Annotated in this window: 18 protein-coding genes; 7 read left to right on the top strand and 11 right to left on the bottom strand. The window is 39.1% G+C overall.

What is annotated here, in order from left to right:
* Positions 1 to 22: 22 nt before the first annotated feature.
* From ttdB to ttuB, 3 genes are read right to left on the bottom strand one after another with little or no spacing between them, the layout of a single operon-like run.
* The gene (gene ttdB / locus F928_RS16140) at positions 23 to 631 is read right to left on the bottom strand and encodes a L(+)-tartrate dehydratase subunit beta (protein ID WP_005077020.1); all 609 of its coding nucleotides are present in this window, start codon (positions 629 to 631) and stop codon (positions 23 to 25) included.
* Entirely contained in the window at positions 628 to 1,527 is a 900-nt protein-coding gene (gene ttdA / locus F928_RS16135) for a L(+)-tartrate dehydratase subunit alpha (RefSeq protein WP_002163154.1), read from the bottom strand. Before ttdA ends, ttdB begins: the two co-directional genes overlap by 4 nt.
* Positions 1,528 to 1,576: 49 nt before the next feature.
* Positions 1,577 to 2,875, bottom strand: coding sequence for an MFS transporter (ttuB, locus tag F928_RS16130; RefSeq protein WP_005077019.1), 1,299 nt, complete (start codon positions 2,873 to 2,875; stop codon positions 1,577 to 1,579).
* A 237-nt stretch (positions 2,876 to 3,112) separates the two neighbouring features.
* On the opposite strand from ttuB, the gene F928_RS16125 reads away from it, so the two are divergent.
* Positions 3,113 to 4,033 carry a LysR family transcriptional regulator gene (locus F928_RS16125; protein ID WP_005077017.1) on the top strand — a complete coding sequence of 307 codons (921 nt, stop codon included), beginning with the start codon at positions 3,113 to 3,115 and terminating at the stop codon, positions 4,031 to 4,033.
* A 57-nt stretch (positions 4,034 to 4,090) separates the two neighbouring features.
* On the opposite strand, the gene F928_RS16120 is transcribed toward F928_RS16125, so the two are convergent.
* The 4 genes from F928_RS16120 to F928_RS16105 all read right to left on the bottom strand — a co-directional run bounded on the left by F928_RS16120 (position 4,091) and on the right by F928_RS16105 (position 8,487).
* A complete protein-coding gene (locus tag F928_RS16120; protein ID WP_005077015.1) occupies positions 4,091 to 4,969 on the bottom strand; it encodes a class I SAM-dependent methyltransferase in 879 nt (292 codons plus the stop codon).
* A 113-nt stretch (positions 4,970 to 5,082) separates the two neighbouring features.
* Entirely contained in the window at positions 5,083 to 6,606 is a 1,524-nt protein-coding gene (locus F928_RS16115) for a flavin-containing monooxygenase (RefSeq protein ID WP_005077014.1), read from the bottom strand.
* Between the two features lie 22 nt (positions 6,607 to 6,628).
* Positions 6,629 to 7,462 carry an SDR family NAD(P)-dependent oxidoreductase gene (locus F928_RS16110; RefSeq protein WP_005077012.1) on the bottom strand — a complete coding sequence of 278 codons (834 nt, stop codon included), beginning with the start codon at positions 7,460 to 7,462 and terminating at the stop codon, positions 6,629 to 6,631.
* A 65-nt stretch (positions 7,463 to 7,527) separates the two neighbouring features.
* Positions 7,528 to 8,487, bottom strand: coding sequence for a metal-dependent hydrolase (locus F928_RS16105; protein WP_005070390.1), 960 nt, complete (start codon positions 8,485 to 8,487; stop codon positions 7,528 to 7,530).
* 524 nt (positions 8,488 to 9,011) lie between these two features.
* Here F928_RS16105 and F928_RS16100 point away from each other — a divergent pair.
* On the top strand, positions 9,012 to 9,632 hold the full coding sequence (locus tag F928_RS16100) for a TetR/AcrR family transcriptional regulator (protein WP_002163161.1): 621 nt from the start codon (positions 9,012 to 9,014) through the stop codon (positions 9,630 to 9,632).
* A 77-nt stretch (positions 9,633 to 9,709) separates the two neighbouring features.
* Here F928_RS16100 and F928_RS16095 read toward each other — a convergent pair whose 3' ends face one another.
* Positions 9,710 to 10,432 carry a pirin family protein gene (locus tag F928_RS16095; RefSeq protein ID WP_005077002.1) on the bottom strand — a complete coding sequence of 241 codons (723 nt, stop codon included), beginning with the start codon at positions 10,430 to 10,432 and terminating at the stop codon, positions 9,710 to 9,712.
* Positions 10,433 to 11,037: 605 nt separating this feature from the next.
* Here F928_RS16095 and F928_RS16090 point away from each other — a divergent pair.
* From F928_RS16090 to add, 3 genes are all read left to right on the top strand, one after another.
* Positions 11,038 to 11,265: a hypothetical protein gene (locus tag F928_RS16090; protein WP_002163179.1), complete on the top strand. Its 228-nt coding sequence runs from the start codon at positions 11,038 to 11,040 to the stop codon at positions 11,263 to 11,265.
* Between the two features lie 322 nt (positions 11,266 to 11,587).
* Positions 11,588 to 12,907 carry an NCS2 family permease gene (locus F928_RS16085; protein ID WP_005070381.1) on the top strand — a complete coding sequence of 440 codons (1,320 nt, stop codon included), beginning with the start codon at positions 11,588 to 11,590 and terminating at the stop codon, positions 12,905 to 12,907.
* Between the two features lie 116 nt (positions 12,908 to 13,023).
* Complete coding sequence (gene add, locus F928_RS16080) at positions 13,024 to 14,022, top strand: adenosine deaminase (protein WP_005077001.1); 999 nt, start codon at positions 13,024 to 13,026, stop codon at positions 14,020 to 14,022.
* Between the two features lie 43 nt (positions 14,023 to 14,065).
* Here add and yceJ read toward each other — a convergent pair whose 3' ends face one another.
* Entirely contained in the window at positions 14,066 to 14,623 is a 558-nt protein-coding gene (gene yceJ, locus F928_RS16075) for a cytochrome b (RefSeq protein WP_005076999.1), read from the bottom strand.
* Positions 14,624 to 14,862: 239 nt separating this feature from the next.
* On the opposite strand from yceJ, the gene F928_RS16070 reads away from it, so the two are divergent.
* The gene (locus tag F928_RS16070; protein WP_005076998.1) at positions 14,863 to 15,252 is read left to right on the top strand and encodes a hypothetical protein; all 390 of its coding nucleotides are present in this window, start codon (positions 14,863 to 14,865) and stop codon (positions 15,250 to 15,252) included.
* 70 nt (positions 15,253 to 15,322) lie between these two features.
* Complete coding sequence (gene rnhB, locus F928_RS16065; RefSeq protein WP_002163155.1) at positions 15,323 to 15,889, top strand: ribonuclease HII; 567 nt, start codon at positions 15,323 to 15,325, stop codon at positions 15,887 to 15,889.
* 67 nt (positions 15,890 to 15,956) lie between these two features.
* On the opposite strand, the gene csrA is transcribed toward rnhB, so the two are convergent.
* Positions 15,957 to 16,211 (bottom strand): carbon storage regulator CsrA, encoded by a 255-nt coding sequence (gene csrA, locus F928_RS16060; protein ID WP_000906487.1) that lies wholly within the window; start codon positions 16,209 to 16,211, stop codon positions 15,957 to 15,959.
* 246 nt (positions 16,212 to 16,457) lie between these two features.
* The gene (gene lysC / locus F928_RS16055; RefSeq protein ID WP_002115333.1) at positions 16,458 to 17,738 is read right to left on the bottom strand and encodes an aspartate kinase; all 1,281 of its coding nucleotides are present in this window, start codon (positions 17,736 to 17,738) and stop codon (positions 16,458 to 16,460) included.
* Positions 17,739 to 17,801 lie beyond the last annotated feature (63 nt).

The following is a 17,801-nucleotide window of genomic DNA, read 5'->3' as shown; positions in this document are numbered from 1 at the left end:
TTTCCCTTCATTAAAGAGCAGTTTATTTAATAAAGCTTAGTTGCTTACTGATTTTTTCTAAAATCGGTGCTTTCTTGGCTTGAAATTCAACTTTGTTTTGTTGAATCAGGTTGTTGCCTTTGGTGTCGATAGAAATAATGAGAGGACCAAATTCTCTCACACGGTTAATCCAAAGGGTTTCTGGCATACCTAGGTCTTGCCATTCAGCGCCTTCAATCTCTTCAACTAAGGTTGCTGCGAGAACTGCGCACCCACCTGGGAAAATGGCATGAACCGCAACATTTTCCTGACAGCCGGCAGCTGTTTCTGGCCCCATGCCGCCTTTACCCACAATAAGCTTAACTCCAGTTTGTTTGATAAATTCTCGTTCAAATTTTTCCATTCGCATACTGGTTGTTGGACCAATCGAAACCATTTCGAAGTCGTTTTCACCTTTTTTGCGCACAATAGGGCCGGCATGAAAAATCGCTCCGCCTTCAAGGTTAACTGGCAGTTCTCGACCTTGTTCGATCAGTCTGCGATGGGCAACGTCACGACAAGTTACCAAACGGCCAGTCAAATAAACGACATCACCGACTTTAAGGTCTAAAAGATCTTCATCTTTAATAGGAGTTGTCAGAATTTTTTTCATAGTACAACTCCTTCATGAGACAAGATTTCATACGACATATCTGGGTTAATCTTAATTTTGCCACGACGATGTGCCCAGCAACCTGTATTTACTGCAACCCCAATGGTTGATGGGTGGCGTGCAGAAGATTCAATATTGACTCCCATTACGCTGTTATTCCCTGTGAGTCCCTGAGGACCAATACCAATTTCATTAAGACCTTGTTCTAATAGTTGTTCCATTAAGGCAGCGCGTGGGTTATCACTTGTTGAGTCAACCGGACGCATAATCGCGAGTTTAGAAAGACGAGCTGCGGTTTCAACCGAAGTTGATACGCCTACACCAACCAGTAACGGTGGACAGGCATTTACACCACGTTCGGTAATAACATCCATCACAAATTCAGCAACGCCTTCGTAACCTTGACCTGGCATTAAAACTTTTGCCGCACCCGGTAGGGTACAACCGCCACCAGCCATATAGACATCAATGGTACAAGTGTCGAGTTCAGGCACAATACGCCAGTCTAACCATGGAATTTGAGTGCCTGTATTCGTGCCTGTATTTTTTTCATCAAAGGTTTCCACAGCGTTGTGACGTAATGGACCTATGCGTGTTGCTTCAGCAGTTGCTTCGCTCAAAATATCTTGAAGTTCACCAAGCAAAGGGAAGTTGGCACCTGCTTCAACGAAATATTGAATGACACCCGTGTCTTGGCAGCTTGGGCGGTTGAGTTTATCGGCAGCTTGCTGATTTTCTTCCATCGAGTCATAAACTGATTTAGCCAATGGATTGGTTTCTAAAGTACGCAGTTCAATTAACTTGCTTTTCACATCTTTAGGTAGGCGTTTTCCAATATAAGCCGTAAATTTGGCCATGGTGTCCGTAAGGGACTGGACTGCAATATCTTTGTCCATGTTGTGCTCCTTGAAGAAACTTGTTCAGATCTAATTGGTGTAAATAGGGTTAATGGGTGGCTTTGGCAGCGTTTACTTTCACTTTTTGGGAGAAGCTCAGCACTAGTGTTAGTAAGGTCGAGATAATCAGTAAGCCCGCAACAAAATAGAGCCCACCTGTGAAATCCCCAGTTTGATCTTTAATCCAGCCGATCATGGCAGGGCCTGCAAAACCACCTAAATTTCCGATTGAGTTAATCGTGGCGATACCTGCTGCTGCGGCTGATCCTGACAAGAACATGGTTGGCATGCTCCATAGTGGTGGTTTGGCACAGCTAATACCGACATTCACAATGGTAAGTGCTGCAATTAATCCAATGACGTTATGTGTGCCTGCTGCAATTGCGAGACCAACTGCTGCGGTTAAACATGCGAGAGCAACATGCCATGTACGTTCATTGGTGCGGTCAGAGTGTCGAGACCATAAAACCATGGCAATGACAGAAACGATTGGAGGAATAGCATTTAAAAGCCCGACAGTCATAGACGTTACGCCAAGCTGTTTAATAATTTGTGGTGCCCAGATACCGAGGGTATAAAGCCCAGCCGATGTTCCGAAATAAATCAATGCAAGGGCAAGTACTCTTGGGTTTGCAAGACCGCGAAGAATGCTGTGATGCTGATGAGCATTTTTCCCTACATCTTCTTCCTTCATCGTTTTTACAAGCCATTCGCGTTCATCCTGTTTTAACCAAGTGGCTTGTTCAGGGCGATCCGTCATATATTTAAAAACAACAACGCCTAAGATGATTGCTGGTATTGCTTCAATAATGAACATCCACTGCCAACCAGCGAGTCCCCAAATTCCATGCATTTCAAGTAATGCGGCAGAGATTGGTGAACCAACTGCTGTGGCAATTGGGGCGGCTGCCATGAATAAAGCAATCACCCCAGCACGATGTCGTGCAGGAAACCAATAAGTTAAGTACAAAATAATGCCAGGAAAGAAGCCAGCCTCGGCAACACCGAGTAAAAATCGCATAACGTAAAAGCTGGTTGAGCTTTCTACAAACGCCATACCGGCTGCAATCAGACCCCATGTCACCATGACTCGAGCAATCCAGATGCGGGCCCCGACTTTATGCAAAATAATGTTGGACGGGACTTCAAATAAGAAATAGCCCAAAAAGAAAATTCCGGCACCAAACCCGAGAACCGAGGCTGTAAAGCCTAAGTCTTCTTTCATGGTGAGTGCGGCAAAACCAATATTGACGCGGTCGATATAGGCTATAAGGTATAACAACATAATAAACGGTACGATTCTCCAAGTAATTCGACGTAACGTTCGCTTTTCAATATCCATTTCCATGTCATGACTCCATATTCATGACTACCAATCCTGATTGGTAGTTTTCGCTTTCTTTACCGCTATTGATTCGGCTAGATGGCTTTTCCCGTTCATCCACAGCATTCCTTCTGCGGACATTGTTATGCTCTTAAACAAGAGATGGCTTATGTCGGGAAACATTGAGATGGATGTTAAACCCTTTAAAAAACTGATGAATCGATATAAAGTTAAATCACTATTGCAAAAAACTTAATAATCATGAATGCAGATACGGAATTAGCTTTCTTTTGTTTATTGGTCAAACAAGGAAGTCTTGTCGCGACGGCACGAGAGTTAAACTTGACTCCACCTGCGGTTTCTAGACGTTTAACTCAACTTGAAGAGCGTTTAGGAGTAAGGCTTTTAAATAGAACAACACGGCGAATTAGTTTAACCAGTGAAGGTGAGGTCTACTTTGAAAATGCAGTTCGTATTTTAAAAGAGATTGATGAAATGGAGCGTTTGGTTTCAAGTAGTCGGGCAGCACCCAAAGGGGTATTGCGTGTGAATGCTCCTTTAGGCTTTGGTCGTTCTTATATTGCACCAGCGATTTCTACATTTGCCAAAATCTATCCTGATGTCGATGTCCAACTGCATTTAACTGATCGACCGATTAATCTGCCAGATGAAGCCATTGATGTCTCAATCCGCCTTGGCGAAATACCTGATTCACGTCTAATTGCAAAAAAATTGGCAGCCAACCGCCGTTTATTATGTGCATCACCTAGCTATTTAAAAACGGCAGGGCAACCACTCACTCCTCATGATTTAACGCAGCATCAGTGTATTGTGATTCGGCAAAATGATTCTGCTTATGGCAATTGGCGGTTAAGTCATGGCAAACAAGTTGAAACTGTTAAAGTTCATGGGCAACTGAGTACGAATGATGGTGCAGTCGCATTAAATTGGGCCTTAGAAGGTTATGGTATTTTGATGCGAGCAGAGTGGGACGTAGCAAAATATTTAAGAAGTGGTAGATTAGTTCAAGTGCTAGAAGATTATGAAACACCACCCGCAGATGTCTATGCGGTGTATTTAGAGAGACTGAATCTGTCGCCTAAAGTCGCGCACTTTTTAGATCATTTGCGCCAATTTTTAAATCAGCATGTCGATGGGCCAGAGCCTCGTTCAAGTTGGTAACGATGGTATTAACCTCAATTAAAAAAGCCAACTTAAGGTCTAAGTTGGCTTTCAACATCATTTTCTATTTAAACGCAAATGCAATAACCGTGTTGCTGAGGTGTGGCGAATTTCATCGGTCCGTGCATTAAAATATCGTTCAGTAATGGCTTCACCTGAAAGATCTTCGATCACTTCAAATCCCATCTGCTCCACGGCCTGATGTAAATCTATTGGTTTAAATTGACCTAGTAAAGGCTCTTTCAGCAAATGGGTAAATTGTGCAACGCCCATACTTCCAAGTCGCTCAATACCGTTTAATTCCTGAAAATCGGTCGAATAGTCGAGTACCACTTCGCTACCGTTTGCAGCAAATTCAGCAATACTTTTTAAAGTTTGCAAGGTCGTTTGCGGGTTTAAATAGTGCGTTGTGCCTAACCATGAAAAAAATGCAGGAGCAGATTGATCATAGAGACTTCTGGTCAAGGCTTCCGAAATAGACTCTTTTTCAAAGTTAATCGAGACAAACTCAACGGTAGTAGGAATATTTCCTAACTTTTTTAGCTTGGCTTGTTTGGCCGCTTGAGTATCAGGATGATCAACTTCAAAAATTTTCAAAGTAGGGTAATGGTGTGATTCACGTAGTGCAAAAGAGTCTAGGCCAGCACCCACTAATACATATTGTTGAGTATTTTGTTGAACTGCCTGAGCAAGTAAATCTTCGGCATAGCGAGAGCGACCGACCACTTGTCCAGTAAGTAGACCTAAAGTACGGTTTAAAACCGCAGAATTCATCACTTTAACAATCAGTGAATTAGAGAGAAGTTTTTTCCAGCCTTTACTGGTTAGTTCAAAAGCATACGGATCTGAAAATACAGGGTTCTGTGTATTTTGAAAATGATTGGCCCGTAATGCAGCAGCGGCTTCAGCAGTACGGCTTGATTGTCCTTCTTTCATCTTTATCCTGTTTTTTTATTTCTTGAAGATATTCAACGAAGAAGGCAGTGTATTTCATGAAAAACTAAAATACACTGCCTATTTCTTACAACTGATTTGATCGAAAATACAAATTAGTGAGTTTTTGTCGTTTGATACGTCACTTCATAATCTTTCAAATCTACTTTTTTCAAACGTTGTTTAAGTTTTTTCAATGACCAAGGCCATGCAGCAAAGTTACGACCGTTGGCATCAAGATAATAACTCTTACATCCGCCGCTATTAAATACCGTTGTTTGTAAGTGCTTTTGTACTAAATCATTATGCTTTTTAATCACATCAGATTTAACATTTAACTTGCTAATTCCTTTGTTTTTAATTTTCAATAAGCCATCTACGATATAGTCGAGCTGTGCCTCTGCTAAACCAATGAAAGAATCATAAACCAGTACGTTAGGTCCTAAAATTAAAAATGCATTTGGTACATTTTCAATGTTGGTTCCTAAATAAGCCTCTGGTGAACTATCTTTCCAAATATCTTGTAAACATTGACCTTTTTCATTGTGGACACGTTTACCAATTGGTGGGTGAGATACTTCAAAACCTGTACCCCAAATAATCACATCAACTTCGTGGCGTTCACCATTCGCAGCAACCACTGTGTTGCCTTCAACTTTCACTAAACCATGAGGAATGAGTGTGGTGTTCGGTGCTTGTAGTGCAGGGTAGTAGTTGTTAGCGAATAAAATACGTTTACAACCAATGTCAAAGTTCGGCGTTACGTTTTTACGTAGCACTGGGTCATTAATTTGCAATTTAAGTAATTGCTTACCCAATACATTTACTGGTTTGAGCGCAAGAGGGTTACGTAAACCAAAGTTAATTGCATTCAGTGTTAACGCTACACTTTTACGCCAGCTCGCCTGAATAGCCGGATATTTAGCAATCACTGATTTACTAAATTCGCCCAAGTCTGTATCTGGTTTTGGTAATACCCAAGGTGCTGTACGTTGGAACACAAACAGTTCTTTCGCTTTTGGTTGAATTTGTGGCACAAACTGAATAGCAGATGCACCAGTACCAATCACGGCAATGCGTTTACCAGTTAAATCATAATCATGGTTCCATTTTGCTGAATGGAACATTTCGCCTTTAAATGTTTCTAAGCCCTCAAGACGTGGAATTTGAGCTTCAGTAATTGGACCTGTGGCAAAAATAACGGTTTTAGATAAATATTGCCCAGTAGTGGTATCAAGTACCCACACATGACGTGAGTCATCCCATGCTGCGTTAAGCAACTCGTTGTTAAACTCAATTTTAGATGCAATATTAAACTCGTTACTCACATCTTCCAGATAACTTAAGATTTCTGGTTGGCGTGCAAATAAATGGCTCCATTTTGCACTTGGTGCAAATGAGTAAGAATAAAGAGCAGAAGGTACATCGCAACCACAACCCGGATAGGTGTTCTCACGCCATGTTCCACCCACGCGGCTAGCTTTTTCAATAATTTTATAATTGGTATAACCAACTTGATCTAGGCGAATGGCAGCAGCGATCCCTGAAATGCCCGCACCCACAATAAAAGTATCGAAAATATGGCTTGGTGATTTGACAGCTTTTTTTGCTGATGCATTTGTTTTCATTTGCGCAGTCATATGTGTACTACCTATAAATTTCTTATTTAAATAATTTGTACGATGTACCAAGGAACTTGGTATACAAGCTTGGGGATGCACGTTTCATAAGCCAGAATAACTTCGCATCAATTTGAGGAATGGTATACATCTCATCCTGATCAAGGCGATTAAGGGTTAATCTTGCGACATCGTCACTTGTGGTCAGCGCATAGTTCATCAGTGCATGGTCCGCCAGCTTTGAATAGCGTCCGGGAATTCGACCATTTTTAATGATATTGGTGGGTACCAGCGTCGGGCAGAGCACATTCACTTTAATATTAAACTTACGCAGTTCGGCAGAAAGCGTTTCTGAAAGCGCACGCACACCCGCTTTAGTCACGTTATAAGCAGTCATTTCTGGTGCAGCCGTGTAAGATGCCGCAGATGCCACATTAATAATCGCGCCGTAACCTAACTTTTTAAACTTGGGAACAAATGCATGGCAACCGTGAATAACACCCCAAAGGTTAATATTCATGACCCAGTTCCAGTCTTCTAGACTGAGTTCGTCAAATTTACCGCCTAAACCTACTCCAGCATTATTAATGACAAGAGTCACAGGGTGCCCAAGTAAGATTTCAGCAGTTTCAGCGAGATGGTTAACCTGTTCAGCATTACCCACATCACAGCGCATAGCAAAAGCTTTTGCACCTTTTTGTTCAAGAAGTTTTACTGTTTCTTCAGCAGCTCCCAGATTAATATCTGCACAGACTACGCTGCCACCACGTTTCGCAAGTTCAATTGCAAAACTTCTACCAATCCCACTGCCTGCACCCGTCACTACGGCATAAGCTTTTTGGCTTGGTTTGACTTTCTTTTTGCCAAATAAAATCATGATTCATCCATAAATAGCTTGAAGAGATACCAGCTACCTCTTTGATAGCTGGAAATGCAGGACGATTAAGACATGCGTACTGGTGGGGTAAATTCTTTAACAAAGTAAGGAGCAATTGCGCCGCCTTCGGTCAGCAATTTCTTTTTGTAATACTCAAGATATTCAGTTGTATCATGATCATTTGGATGAAAATCTGGGCGTAAGTAGTCAAGAATTTGACCAATCGTACTGCCGAAAACTCCGTCTTTTGGACCAAAGATTAAGCCTACACCACGACGAGCATCTTTCCAGAATTTTAAAGTCAGCATCTCTTGTGGCTTTCTTAACACAGGCACAAATAATGTAGTCGCAGGGATTAAACCTAAAATGGTAAATAGCGCGAGGAAGAAACCAGACGCGCGTAGTGCATAGCTACCATTTAAAAGTTGATATACATCGTAGGCAATATCTTTATGCTCAGATTCTTCAAGCATATGCCACATCCACAATGCACGGCTTTTTTCATCATCTGAATAATAGAAATTCTTTTCATGCTTCATCATGTATTCAGCAAGTACCGCAGTAAAATGCTCAATACCTGCCATCATTGATAATTTGAGTGGCTGGGGAAACTTTAAGAAAACATACTTAAAGAAGTTTGAGCCAAGAAAACGATATAGCGCAACAGGATATTCAGCATCTTGAAGGGCATCGTTATATTCATTGTGCAATTTAGAATGAATTGCTTCTTGGCCAATCAACGACGTTACTCGCTGCTTTAATATTGGATCTTTGATAAATTCACGGTGATGGCGAGCGGTTTCAATAACCAGATCTTCGCCGTAAGTTAAAAACACCGAAAGTGTGGCAAAAAACAAAGTAGCAAATTGATTGTCCATATAGAATCTGACATCAATTTCTTTACCATCAAAACCAATATTTAAATGTCTGATTGGAATTGAGCTTTTGCTAGCAAAATCTGGTAGCTCAATTTCACGCTGAAATTTAAGTTTGTTGAATGATTTTTTAACTGCGGTCGAGATCATGGCGACACCCTGAGGCAAAGTAGTGGTGCATTTTGATGAAAATCAATAAACTCAATGATCAACAAAGCACTGTAAAATTCCATTTTCAAAAACAGATAGTTCTCTGTATTGACTACGGTGTTGTTGCTCCGTTATTTGTTTGATTATTTGGCTGAATAACGGAAGAAGAACCGAGGCAGGCAAGAGCTGCTGAATGACTCTTCTTTAATTTTTTCATATTAATCTGACATTATGTTCGGATTCAATTCGGGTAAATTTTTAAATATATAAAAGTATTTTATAGACATTCTTTGTAATAATAATTTTAAATAAATTGTACTTATCTTTTTGAAAAATAATAAATTAAATTAATTCCTAATCTCTGAAAATAGTAAATAAAAGCATCCATTGATTGATAAGTTGAGATCTGTTTTTCTCAGTTTTTTCACTTAAGTTTGACAACTATTCGGATTTTGTTTTTTTATTTCTACCGAGTCAGATTACATGCTAATCTGACTTTATGTTCGGATTATTGATTAGATCGTATGACTACGCGTAAACCTCGTCAAACTCGAGCCAAAGTCACTGTCGACACGATTATTGAAGCGGGTTTTATTGCGGTGGCACTTCATGGGCCGAGTGGAACCACGACACGTCATATTGCAGAAATTGCAGGAGTGAGTGTCGGGTCTTTATACGAATATTTTAAAAATAAAGAAGAAATTTATGATGCGATGAATCACTTTTTTGTTCGGGAAATTCTGGACATGATTACAGAGCTTACACCGACAATTTTACAGTTGGAGTTAGAGCCTGTTATTGAAATGATTTTTTATACTTTTAGTGATTTATTAAAGAAAAATAATGACCGTTATTTGACTGTTTTACGTTATGCAGGAGAATTGCAGTACGACAAATACATTCCCAAAATTGAACAGGCTTTAATGGAAGTCATCATGAAATATATGATGCATAATCCAAAATACCTAAAAATCAATAATTTGCCTGTAATTACCTATATCTGTATTAATAGTGGAATTTTTAATGTCGCACGGCATCTTATTTTGCCAAACCCTTATATTAGTTTTGATGAAATGGTGCAGGGCCTAACCACGATGATTATGAGCTATATCAATACAGAGATGGCTCGTTCAGAAGAGCACTGAGCAGAGTTAGAATTTTTATAAGTCCAAGTAACGATAAAAAGCCCTCACATAAAGTTTATGTGAGGGCTTAATTGATCTTATGGCATGGTTGGAACTTCTTCAGGACGCATATCGAAAATCAAAATTTCGGCGTTATCACCATTGGTAAACGATAAGCTTCCACCGTCACGAATACGTGCTGCGTCGCCAGTATTAAAAGTTTTACCATTTACATCAACACGACCTTTAGCAACGTGTAGGTACACATAACGACCATCAGGAATCACAAAGTCAGCAGTTTCTTCACCATCAAAAAGACCTGAGTAAATATTAATGTCTTGTTTGATCGATAAAGTTTTCTCGCCACCTTTCGGTGAGATGATCAAATGCAATTTACCGCGTTTGTCTGCTTCATCAATATGAACTTGTTGATAGTCTGGCTCTGTATTCACTTCATTTGGAACAACCCAAATTTGCAAGAAATGAACGCCTTCTTGAGCTGAGTGGTTAAATTCACTATGAGCAACACCACGACCTGCACTCATCAGCTGAATGTCACCCGGCACAATCACAGAGCCTGTACCCATCGAGTCTTTATGCTCTAATGCACCTTCAAGTACATAGGAAATAATTTCCATATTACGGTGAGGGTGAGTACCAAAGCCTTTAGATGGAGCAACGTTATCATCGTTAATTACAAGCAGATCCGAAAAACCGACTTGTTTAGGATCCCAATAGTTAGCAAATGAAAAGCTATGTTTTGATTGTAACCAACCATGATGTGCTGCACCACGCTCGTGAGATAAACGCATATCAAACATGATGTATTCTCCTGATTTAATTTTTTATCTGAGTACAGTTTATCGTAGCGTTTATTGGAATGAAGCTATGAAAATAGAAAGCTTGGTGCGATTTATAGAACGATAAAATTTGGAGGTAATTTTGCTAGTCAACCAATAGAGTCAAAGGAGAAAAATATTTTTTAAATAAGATGAAGATTTCTTTGAGATGAATTTTTACTTTTAAAGCTAAACATGCAATATAGAAATTAGTCGCTAAAGAAACAATTTTAAAGAAAAGTACATTAACGAAAATAGCTCCTTTTTATTTCATTTAAAGCTTAGCAAATAAAAAGAAATTTCAAGCCGTATACACATTTGTCTATGCTCTATCTTTAAAATAACTTAAGAGTTAAAACCGATAAAAAGATAATATTAAAAATAACTAAAATAAGCTCTTATTAAATAAAGTTACTTTTCAATGGAAAAGTTTAGTATTTATTAGGGTTTTTAATGATATTTTTAAAATAACTTTTATTTTCAATAATTTGAATAAGAGTGTGTTATTGTAAATAAATGTGAAAATATTCACAAAGCTATAATTTTTTGTTAAGATCATTAACATTAAAAACATAGAGATAATAATAATGATCAATAAAGTATTAATAGTGTTGTGCGTGGGTATCGTCTTTGTATTAGGGTATTGGGCTTATTTAGATACTCAAAATAAAAGACATCAAGAGCTAATGCAGATCATACAAGAAGCTGAAAAAAACCTGCAAAGTATCGAACGAAATCCGAATCATGCTCATCACAGCAATTTAGCTTCTTTTCATATGCAACAATATATAGGCGAGAAAAAAATTATTTTCTAGCAATAACGAGCTATAAATTTCTAACTTTTTACAGTGTCATTGGTCATATCTTTTCATAAATTTTGATCATGTTTCTGTTGAATCTGTTAAACTTATTGAACGTATAGTAAAAAAGCTGCATAGGGGTTATGCAGCTTTTTTGTGTTTCAAGAGGGGCTGTGGTTGTTTGCTATGTATAAAGCTAGAAATCAAATGAGTGGCATATTTGTTGCTTCTTAAATTTGAGATTCTTGTTTATAGGACTGAACAGAAAAACAATATTGTTCAGCGACCTACATAGACGTAAATATTCCACAGTTCAGATTTTGCATAGAGGCTACTTATGGCGGCGCCCAATTCTTCGGCAGGCTGGTTAGAGCGTTTATTTAAGCTAAGCGACAATAAAACCACTTTCCGAACTGAAGTTCTTGCTGGTGTAACTACATTCTTAACGATGTGTTACATCATTATTGTCAATCCACTCATTTTATCTGAAACCGGCATGGATCATGGTGCCGTATTCGTTGCGACCTGTTTGGCAGCAGCAATCGGATGTTTAGTAATGGGGATCATTGCTAATTACCCAATCGCACTGGCCCCTGGTATGGGTTTAAACGCTTACTTTACCTACTCGGTTTGTATGGGAATGGGCGTGCCATGGCAAACAGCTTTAGCCGCTGTTTTTGTTTCAGGCCTTGTCTTTCTTGCAATTAGCTTCTTTAAAATTCGTGAAGCGATTGTTAATGCGATTCCAATGTCACTTAAGTTTGCAATCGGCGGTGGTATTGGTTTGTTCCTAGCACTGATTGCACTAAAAAATGCTGGAATCATTGTTGATAACCAAGCGACATTAGTCGGTTTGGGCGATATCAAACAGCCTACAGTATTATTAGCGCTATTCGGATTTTTAATGATTGTGGTTTTACACCAATTAAAAGTTCGTGGCGCAATCATTATTAGTATTTTAGTTGTTACGGCCATCGCTACTGCTTTAGGTTTAAATGAATTTAAGGGTGTAGTGGGTCAAATTCCTTCAATTGCACCAACATTCATGCAAATGGACTTTGAAGGTCTATTTACAGCAAGTATGGTCGGCGTCATTTTCGTATTCTTTATTGTCGACTTGTTTGACAGTACAGGTACTTTGGTTGGTGTTTCACACCGTGCAGGTCTTTTACAAGACGGTAAATTACCTCGTTTGAAGAAAGCATTATTTGCAGACTCTACTGCAATCGTTGCAGGTGCAGCATTAGGTACATCTTCAACTACACCATATATTGAATCAGCTTCAGGTGTAGCAGCAGGCGGACGTACTGGTTTAACTGCTGTTGTAGTTGCAGTCTTATTTATCTGCTGTTTATTTTTAGCACCTCTTGCTCAATCTGTACCAGGTTTTGCAACGGCGCCAGCTTTATTGTTTATTGGTGTGTTGATGATCCAAGGGATCACTCACATTGATTGGGATGATATTACTGAAGCTGTTCCAGCATTTTTAACCATTGTATTTATGCCATTCACCTATTCAATTGCTGATGGTATTGCAATGGGCTTTATTAGCTATGCATTAGTTAAATTATTCACGGGTAAGGCAAAAACAGTACCGTACATGGTATGGATTATTGCTGCACTTTGGGTATTTAAATTTATCGCGTTTGGCGGTTAATATGATTTTTTATAATTTTCTTCTTGAGCTATCTTAGAGATAGTTTTCAATAAGAAGAAAATTATAAAAGGGTGTGATTTTGACCACACCCTTTTTTCTTTAGACGTGGAGTTAATATGAATCAAGTCGAGCTGATTCGCGCCTTACCAAAAGCCGAATTGCATGTACATATTGAAGGGACTTTCGAACCTGAATTAATGTTTGCAATTGCCCAGCGCAATCAGATTCAGATTCCTTACAAATCTGTTGAAGAAGTAAAGCAAGCTTATAACTTTCATAATCTTCAATCATTCTTAGATATTTACTATGCTGGTGCAAATGTTCTTATCCATGAACAAGACTTTTATGATTTAGCATGGGCTTATTTTGAGAAATGTGCCGAAGATCATGTTGTTCACACAGAAATGTTCTTTGATCCGCAAACCCACACAGACCGTGGTGTTGCGTTCTCAACTGTGATTAATGGTTTAAAGCGTGCGTGTGCAGATGCCAAAGCTAAGTTTGGTATCAGCTCTCAATTGATTATGTGTTTCTTACGTCATTTGAGTGAAGAAGCTGCTTTTGAAACACTTGAACAGGCTTTGCCATTTAAACAAGATATTATTGCAGTCGGCCTTGATTCAAGTGAAGTAGGGCATCCACCAGCTAAATTTGAACGTGTGTTTGCTAAGGCGCGTGAAGAAGGCTTTTTAATCGTGGCTCATGCTGGTGAAGAAGGTCCACCTGAATATGTATGGGAAGCTTTAGATCTACTTAAAGTGAATCGTATTGATCATGGTGTGCGTTCTGAAGAGGATGAACAATTAATGACGCGTTTAATTAATGAAAAAATGCCATTAACGGTTTGTCCTTTAAGTAATTTAAAGCTATGTGTTGTTAAGGATATGAAAGATCACAATATCCGCCGTCTTTTACAAAAAGGCGTACATGTGACAGTTAACTCAGATGATCCTTCATATTTCGGTGGATATATGAATGATAATTTCTTTGCCATCCAGCAAGCATTAGACTTAAACAATGATGAGTTGAAACAACTCGCAATTAATTCTTTTGAGGCTTCTTTCATTTCAGATGAAGAGAAACAAAAGTGGATTGCAGAAATCCAAAAAATCTAAATAAAAAACCGCCTGTGATAGGCGGTTTTTTTATACATCAGGTTTATTTAGGCTGTTTAGTCATACTATTTAAAATATTGTCTTTATCAATAAAGTGATGTTTCAAAGCTGCAAGTACATGCCCAACAATGAGAAAACCGGCAAACCAAGAAATATAAATATGTAATGGTTTAACAACAGCTAAAAGCTCTGGGTTATCTTGCACTAAACGCGGAATTTCAAATAAATATAAAACAGGGGCAGGGTGACCAGCACTCCAACTAAACAAGCAACCAGTGACAGGTAAAGCCACTAAAATTACATAAAGGAATAGATGACCCACGTGTGCCAGAGTTTTCATCATCGGTGACATGGTGTCAGGTAGTTTTGGAGCTGGATGTGTATAGCGCCATAAAATCCGGATAATGACTAAAAAGATAATGGTGGTTGCAATGTTCTTGTGCAACGTAATCACATCACCTTTAAAGCTGCCATCAACGTCATAGCTTAAAAAATTTCCACTATAAAAGCCAATAACCCATGCGACGATGAAAATAATTGCCATCACCCAATGCAGAATTTGTGCGGTACGGGTGTAATACTGAGAGGAAGCAGCAGGCATAAAAGACCCTTTTTTTGTCGTTTTGATTTGTGATTTTAGGGGAAAGCACAGATTTTAAGAAATGTTTTAAATGTGACAGAGCGTGCTAAAAACAGAACGTTTTACCCCAAAAAAAGTATTTGATGAGCTGAATTTCACTCGGCAAAATAGTTTGCATAAATGCATCAAATTATTTGTTTCTTCTAAAGTTGAGTTTAGGCACAATACGCGCTGCCAACGTTCAATCAAAGGAAAAAATGATGAAAAAATTGATGCTCGCTCTAGCACCAGTTGTTTTAGCTTTAACAGCATGTGCAACAACTACAGGCACTGGTACAGGTGCTGCTTCTGCACAAACCACAACTCAACAATTAGGCGTTGCTGCGTTAAAGGTTGCTGTAAATGCGAAATGTATTACAGAGATTAATAATGTTGCAGCTTGGAAAACAGCAACAAAATATATGACTGCTGAGCAACGTGATAGCATCCAAACGAATGTGTGTGGTTGTGTGAGCGAAAAGGCTCCAAACAGTGTGACAGCAGTAGAATTAGCTGCAGCTGCACTTGATGTAAATACACGTGCTACAATCGTAAACCAAGTGGTTTCTAAAACTGTAAATGCTTGTGTGGCAGAAGCTTTACAAAAGTAATTAATAAATTATGTGTTAAAGAAGGCTGATTACTATTGATCAGCCTCTTTTGTTTAAAGGTAGTGAGTCGATGTTTATTGCTGGTGTAGATGAAGCGGGACGGGGGCCTTTAGTAGGTTCGGTTGTGGCAGCGGCCGTTATTTTAGATCCGAATAATCCAATTTTAGGATTAAATGATTCTAAAAAATTAACTGAAAAGAAGCGTGAAAAGTTGTTTATTGAAATACAAGAAAAAGCCTTAGCTTGGTCAATTGCTGAAGCAACTCATGCTGAAATTGATGAGCTAAATATTTTACAGGCGACTTTTTTGGCTATGCAACGCGCTGTTGATGGCTTGAAAACGCAACCTCAAAAAGTGATTGTCGATGGTAATCAAATTCCGAAAGGAATCATTATTCCTTGTGAAGCCATTGTTGGTGGAGACGCAAGCCATGCTGAAATTAGTGCAGCAAGTATCTTGGCGAAAGTGACACGAGATCGACAAATGGCAGAATTAGATCAGCAATATCCGTTATTTGGTTTTGCCAAACATAAAGGATATCCAACAAAAGCACACTTTGAAGCGATTGCTGTGCATGGTGTGATTGATCAGCATCGTCGTAGTTACGCACCTGTTAAACGTGCTTTAGGTCTATAAATACAAACACTTAAAAAATTTAAAGCGACTATAAAGTCGCTTTAATTAGGGAGAGAACAACTTCATACTAACGATTGAAGTTTTTCTGTGCATAATTATCATCTTCATAAGAAACTTGATAATCTTGATCAAGATGTTGAAGGTGTTCATGCATTGCACGTTCATGTTGAATACGTTGATAAATTTCTTCGCGATGAACAGAAACCTCTTTTGGTGCATTCACACCAATACGAACTTGGTTTCCTTTGACGCCAAGCACAGTAACACTGACTTGATCCCCAATCATTAATGTTTCCCCGACACGGCGGGTCAGAATCAGCATGTTTATCTCCTTGCTAAACGCTTAAAACTGCAATATTGGTACCCAAATAAAAAGCTCAACCTCAGTTTTCAGTCAGATTCTAACAGAAATATGAGAACAAAGTCATATTTTGATAATCTCTGCTAAAAAACTTTCCGTTTAATATAACAGAGCCGCTATAAAAAAAACTATAGCGGCTCTGTGTTTTCTTTGATTATTGTCGGACAAGTAAACATTTTTTAATGAATTCTTGACCGGTTGGTAAAATTAAGCGCGGGCGCTGCTTTCACCATGTTCACGATCCAAACCAAAAGCGGTATGTAAGCAGCGAACAGCAAGTTCAAGGTATTTCTCGTCGATAATCACAGAAACTTTAATTTCAGAAGTTGAAATCATAAGAATGTTGATACCTTCATCAGCAAGGGCAGTGAACATTTTGCTCGCTACACCTGCGTGTGAACGCATACCTACACCAACGATAGACACTTTAACGATGTCATCACGTGTTGAAACTTCACGTGCACCAATATTTTTAGCAGTTTCGTTTAAGATTTTTTCAGCTTTCGCTAAATCAACACGGTTTACAGTGAAAGTGAAATCTGTTGTGCCATCTTCTTCAACATTTTGCACTATCATATCGACTTCGATATTGGCATCACTTACTGGTGATAAGATTTTAGAAGCAATGCCTGGTTCATCAGGTACACCTAAAATCGTTAATTTTGCTTCGTCACGGTTAAAAGCAATACCTGCAATAATTGGCTGTTCCATAGTATCTTCTGCCTCAGTAGTAATGAGTGTACCAACATTTTCTTTAAATTCGTCGTCAAAAACGCCGTCGTCGTCATTATCAAAGCTTGATAATACACGTAAAGGAACTTGATATTTCCCGGCAAACTCTACTGAGCGAATTTGTAAAACTTTAGAACCTAATGATGCCATTTCTAGCATTTCTTCAAAAGAAATACGGTCGATTTTTTTGGCTTTAGGAGCAACGCGAGGGTCAGTGGTGTAAACACCATCTACATCAGTGTAAATCTGGCATTCGTCAGCTTTTAAAGCAGCAGCAAGAGCAACACCAGAAGTATCTGAACCACCTCGACCTAGTGTTGTGGTATTTCCATTAGCATCAAAGCCTTGGAAACCAGCAACCACAATAACACGGCCTGCATCTAGGTCATTGGTCATGACATCTGTATCAATAGACTCGATACGCGCCTTGGTAAATGCACTGTCAGTTTTAATACCGACTTGACGTCCGGTATAGGATTTAGCTTCCACACCAATCGAATTAAGTGCCATAGCTAACATGGAAATCGTCACCTGTTCACCGGTTGAAACCATTTGGTCTAACTCACGTGGGTCAGGTGTTTCGGTAATGGCTTTAGCGAGAGCAAGTAAGCGGTTTGTTTCACCACTCATTGCAGATACGACCACAACAACCTTGTGACCGTGATCATGCCAACGCTTCACACGACGAGCAACATTTAAAATGCGCTCGGGGGTACCCATAGAAGTACCGCCATATTTTTGAACGATTAATGCCATAGTTGTTCCATATAAGCCATGACCCTGAGAGGCTTTTCAGGGTCAGTTACACAAAAAGTGAAG

The organism is Acinetobacter pittii ATCC 19004 = CIP 70.29 (assembly GCF_000369045.1).
In the GTDB taxonomy this organism is placed as follows: Bacteria; Pseudomonadota; Gammaproteobacteria; order Pseudomonadales; family Moraxellaceae; genus Acinetobacter; species Acinetobacter pittii.
This window is presented reverse-complemented; position numbering and strand designations above follow the sequence as displayed.

Excerpts from the sequence above, each read along its gene's own strand:
- F928_RS16085 (WP_005070381.1), top strand. The coding sequence starts at position 11,588 with ATGGCGGCGCCCAATTCTTCGGCAGGCTGGTTAGAGCGTTTATTTAAG.
- ttdA (WP_002163154.1), bottom strand. The coding sequence starts at position 1,527 with ATGGACAAAGATATTGCAGTCCAGTCCCTTACGGACACCATGGCCAAA.
- rnhB (WP_002163155.1), top strand. The coding sequence starts at position 15,323 with ATGTTTATTGCTGGTGTAGATGAAGCGGGACGGGGGCCTTTAGTAGGT.
- ttdB (WP_005077020.1), bottom strand. The coding sequence starts at position 631 with ATGAAAAAAATTCTGACAACTCCTATTAAAGATGAAGATCTTTTAGAC.
- F928_RS16095 (WP_005077002.1), bottom strand. The coding sequence starts at position 10,432 with ATGTTTGATATGCGTTTATCTCACGAGCGTGGTGCAGCACATCATGGT.
- F928_RS16125 (WP_005077017.1), top strand. The coding sequence starts at position 3,113 with ATGAATGCAGATACGGAATTAGCTTTCTTTTGTTTATTGGTCAAACAA.
- ttuB (WP_005077019.1), bottom strand. The coding sequence starts at position 2,875 with ATGGAAATGGATATTGAAAAGCGAACGTTACGTCGAATTACTTGGAGA.
- F928_RS16120 (WP_005077015.1), bottom strand. The coding sequence starts at position 4,969 with ATGAAAGAAGGACAATCAAGCCGTACTGCTGAAGCCGCTGCTGCATTA.
- F928_RS16115 (WP_005077014.1), bottom strand. The coding sequence starts at position 6,606 with ATGACTGCGCAAATGAAAACAAATGCATCAGCAAAAAAAGCTGTCAAA.
- F928_RS16100 (WP_002163161.1), top strand. The coding sequence starts at position 9,012 with ATGACTACGCGTAAACCTCGTCAAACTCGAGCCAAAGTCACTGTCGAC.
- F928_RS16110 (WP_005077012.1), bottom strand. The coding sequence starts at position 7,462 with ATGATTTTATTTGGCAAAAAGAAAGTCAAACCAAGCCAAAAAGCTTAT.
- yceJ (WP_005076999.1), bottom strand. The coding sequence starts at position 14,623 with ATGCCTGCTGCTTCCTCTCAGTATTACACCCGTACCGCACAAATTCTG.
- F928_RS16105 (WP_005070390.1), bottom strand. The coding sequence starts at position 8,487 with ATGATCTCGACCGCAGTTAAAAAATCATTCAACAAACTTAAATTTCAG.
- lysC (WP_002115333.1), bottom strand. The coding sequence starts at position 17,738 with ATGGCATTAATCGTTCAAAAATATGGCGGTACTTCTATGGGTACCCCC.
- csrA (WP_000906487.1), bottom strand. The coding sequence starts at position 16,211 with ATGCTGATTCTGACCCGCCGTGTCGGGGAAACATTAATGATTGGGGAT.
- F928_RS16090 (WP_002163179.1), top strand. The coding sequence starts at position 11,038 with ATGATCAATAAAGTATTAATAGTGTTGTGCGTGGGTATCGTCTTTGTA.
- F928_RS16070 (WP_005076998.1), top strand. The coding sequence starts at position 14,863 with ATGAAAAAATTGATGCTCGCTCTAGCACCAGTTGTTTTAGCTTTAACA.
- add (WP_005077001.1), top strand. The coding sequence starts at position 13,024 with ATGAATCAAGTCGAGCTGATTCGCGCCTTACCAAAAGCCGAATTGCAT.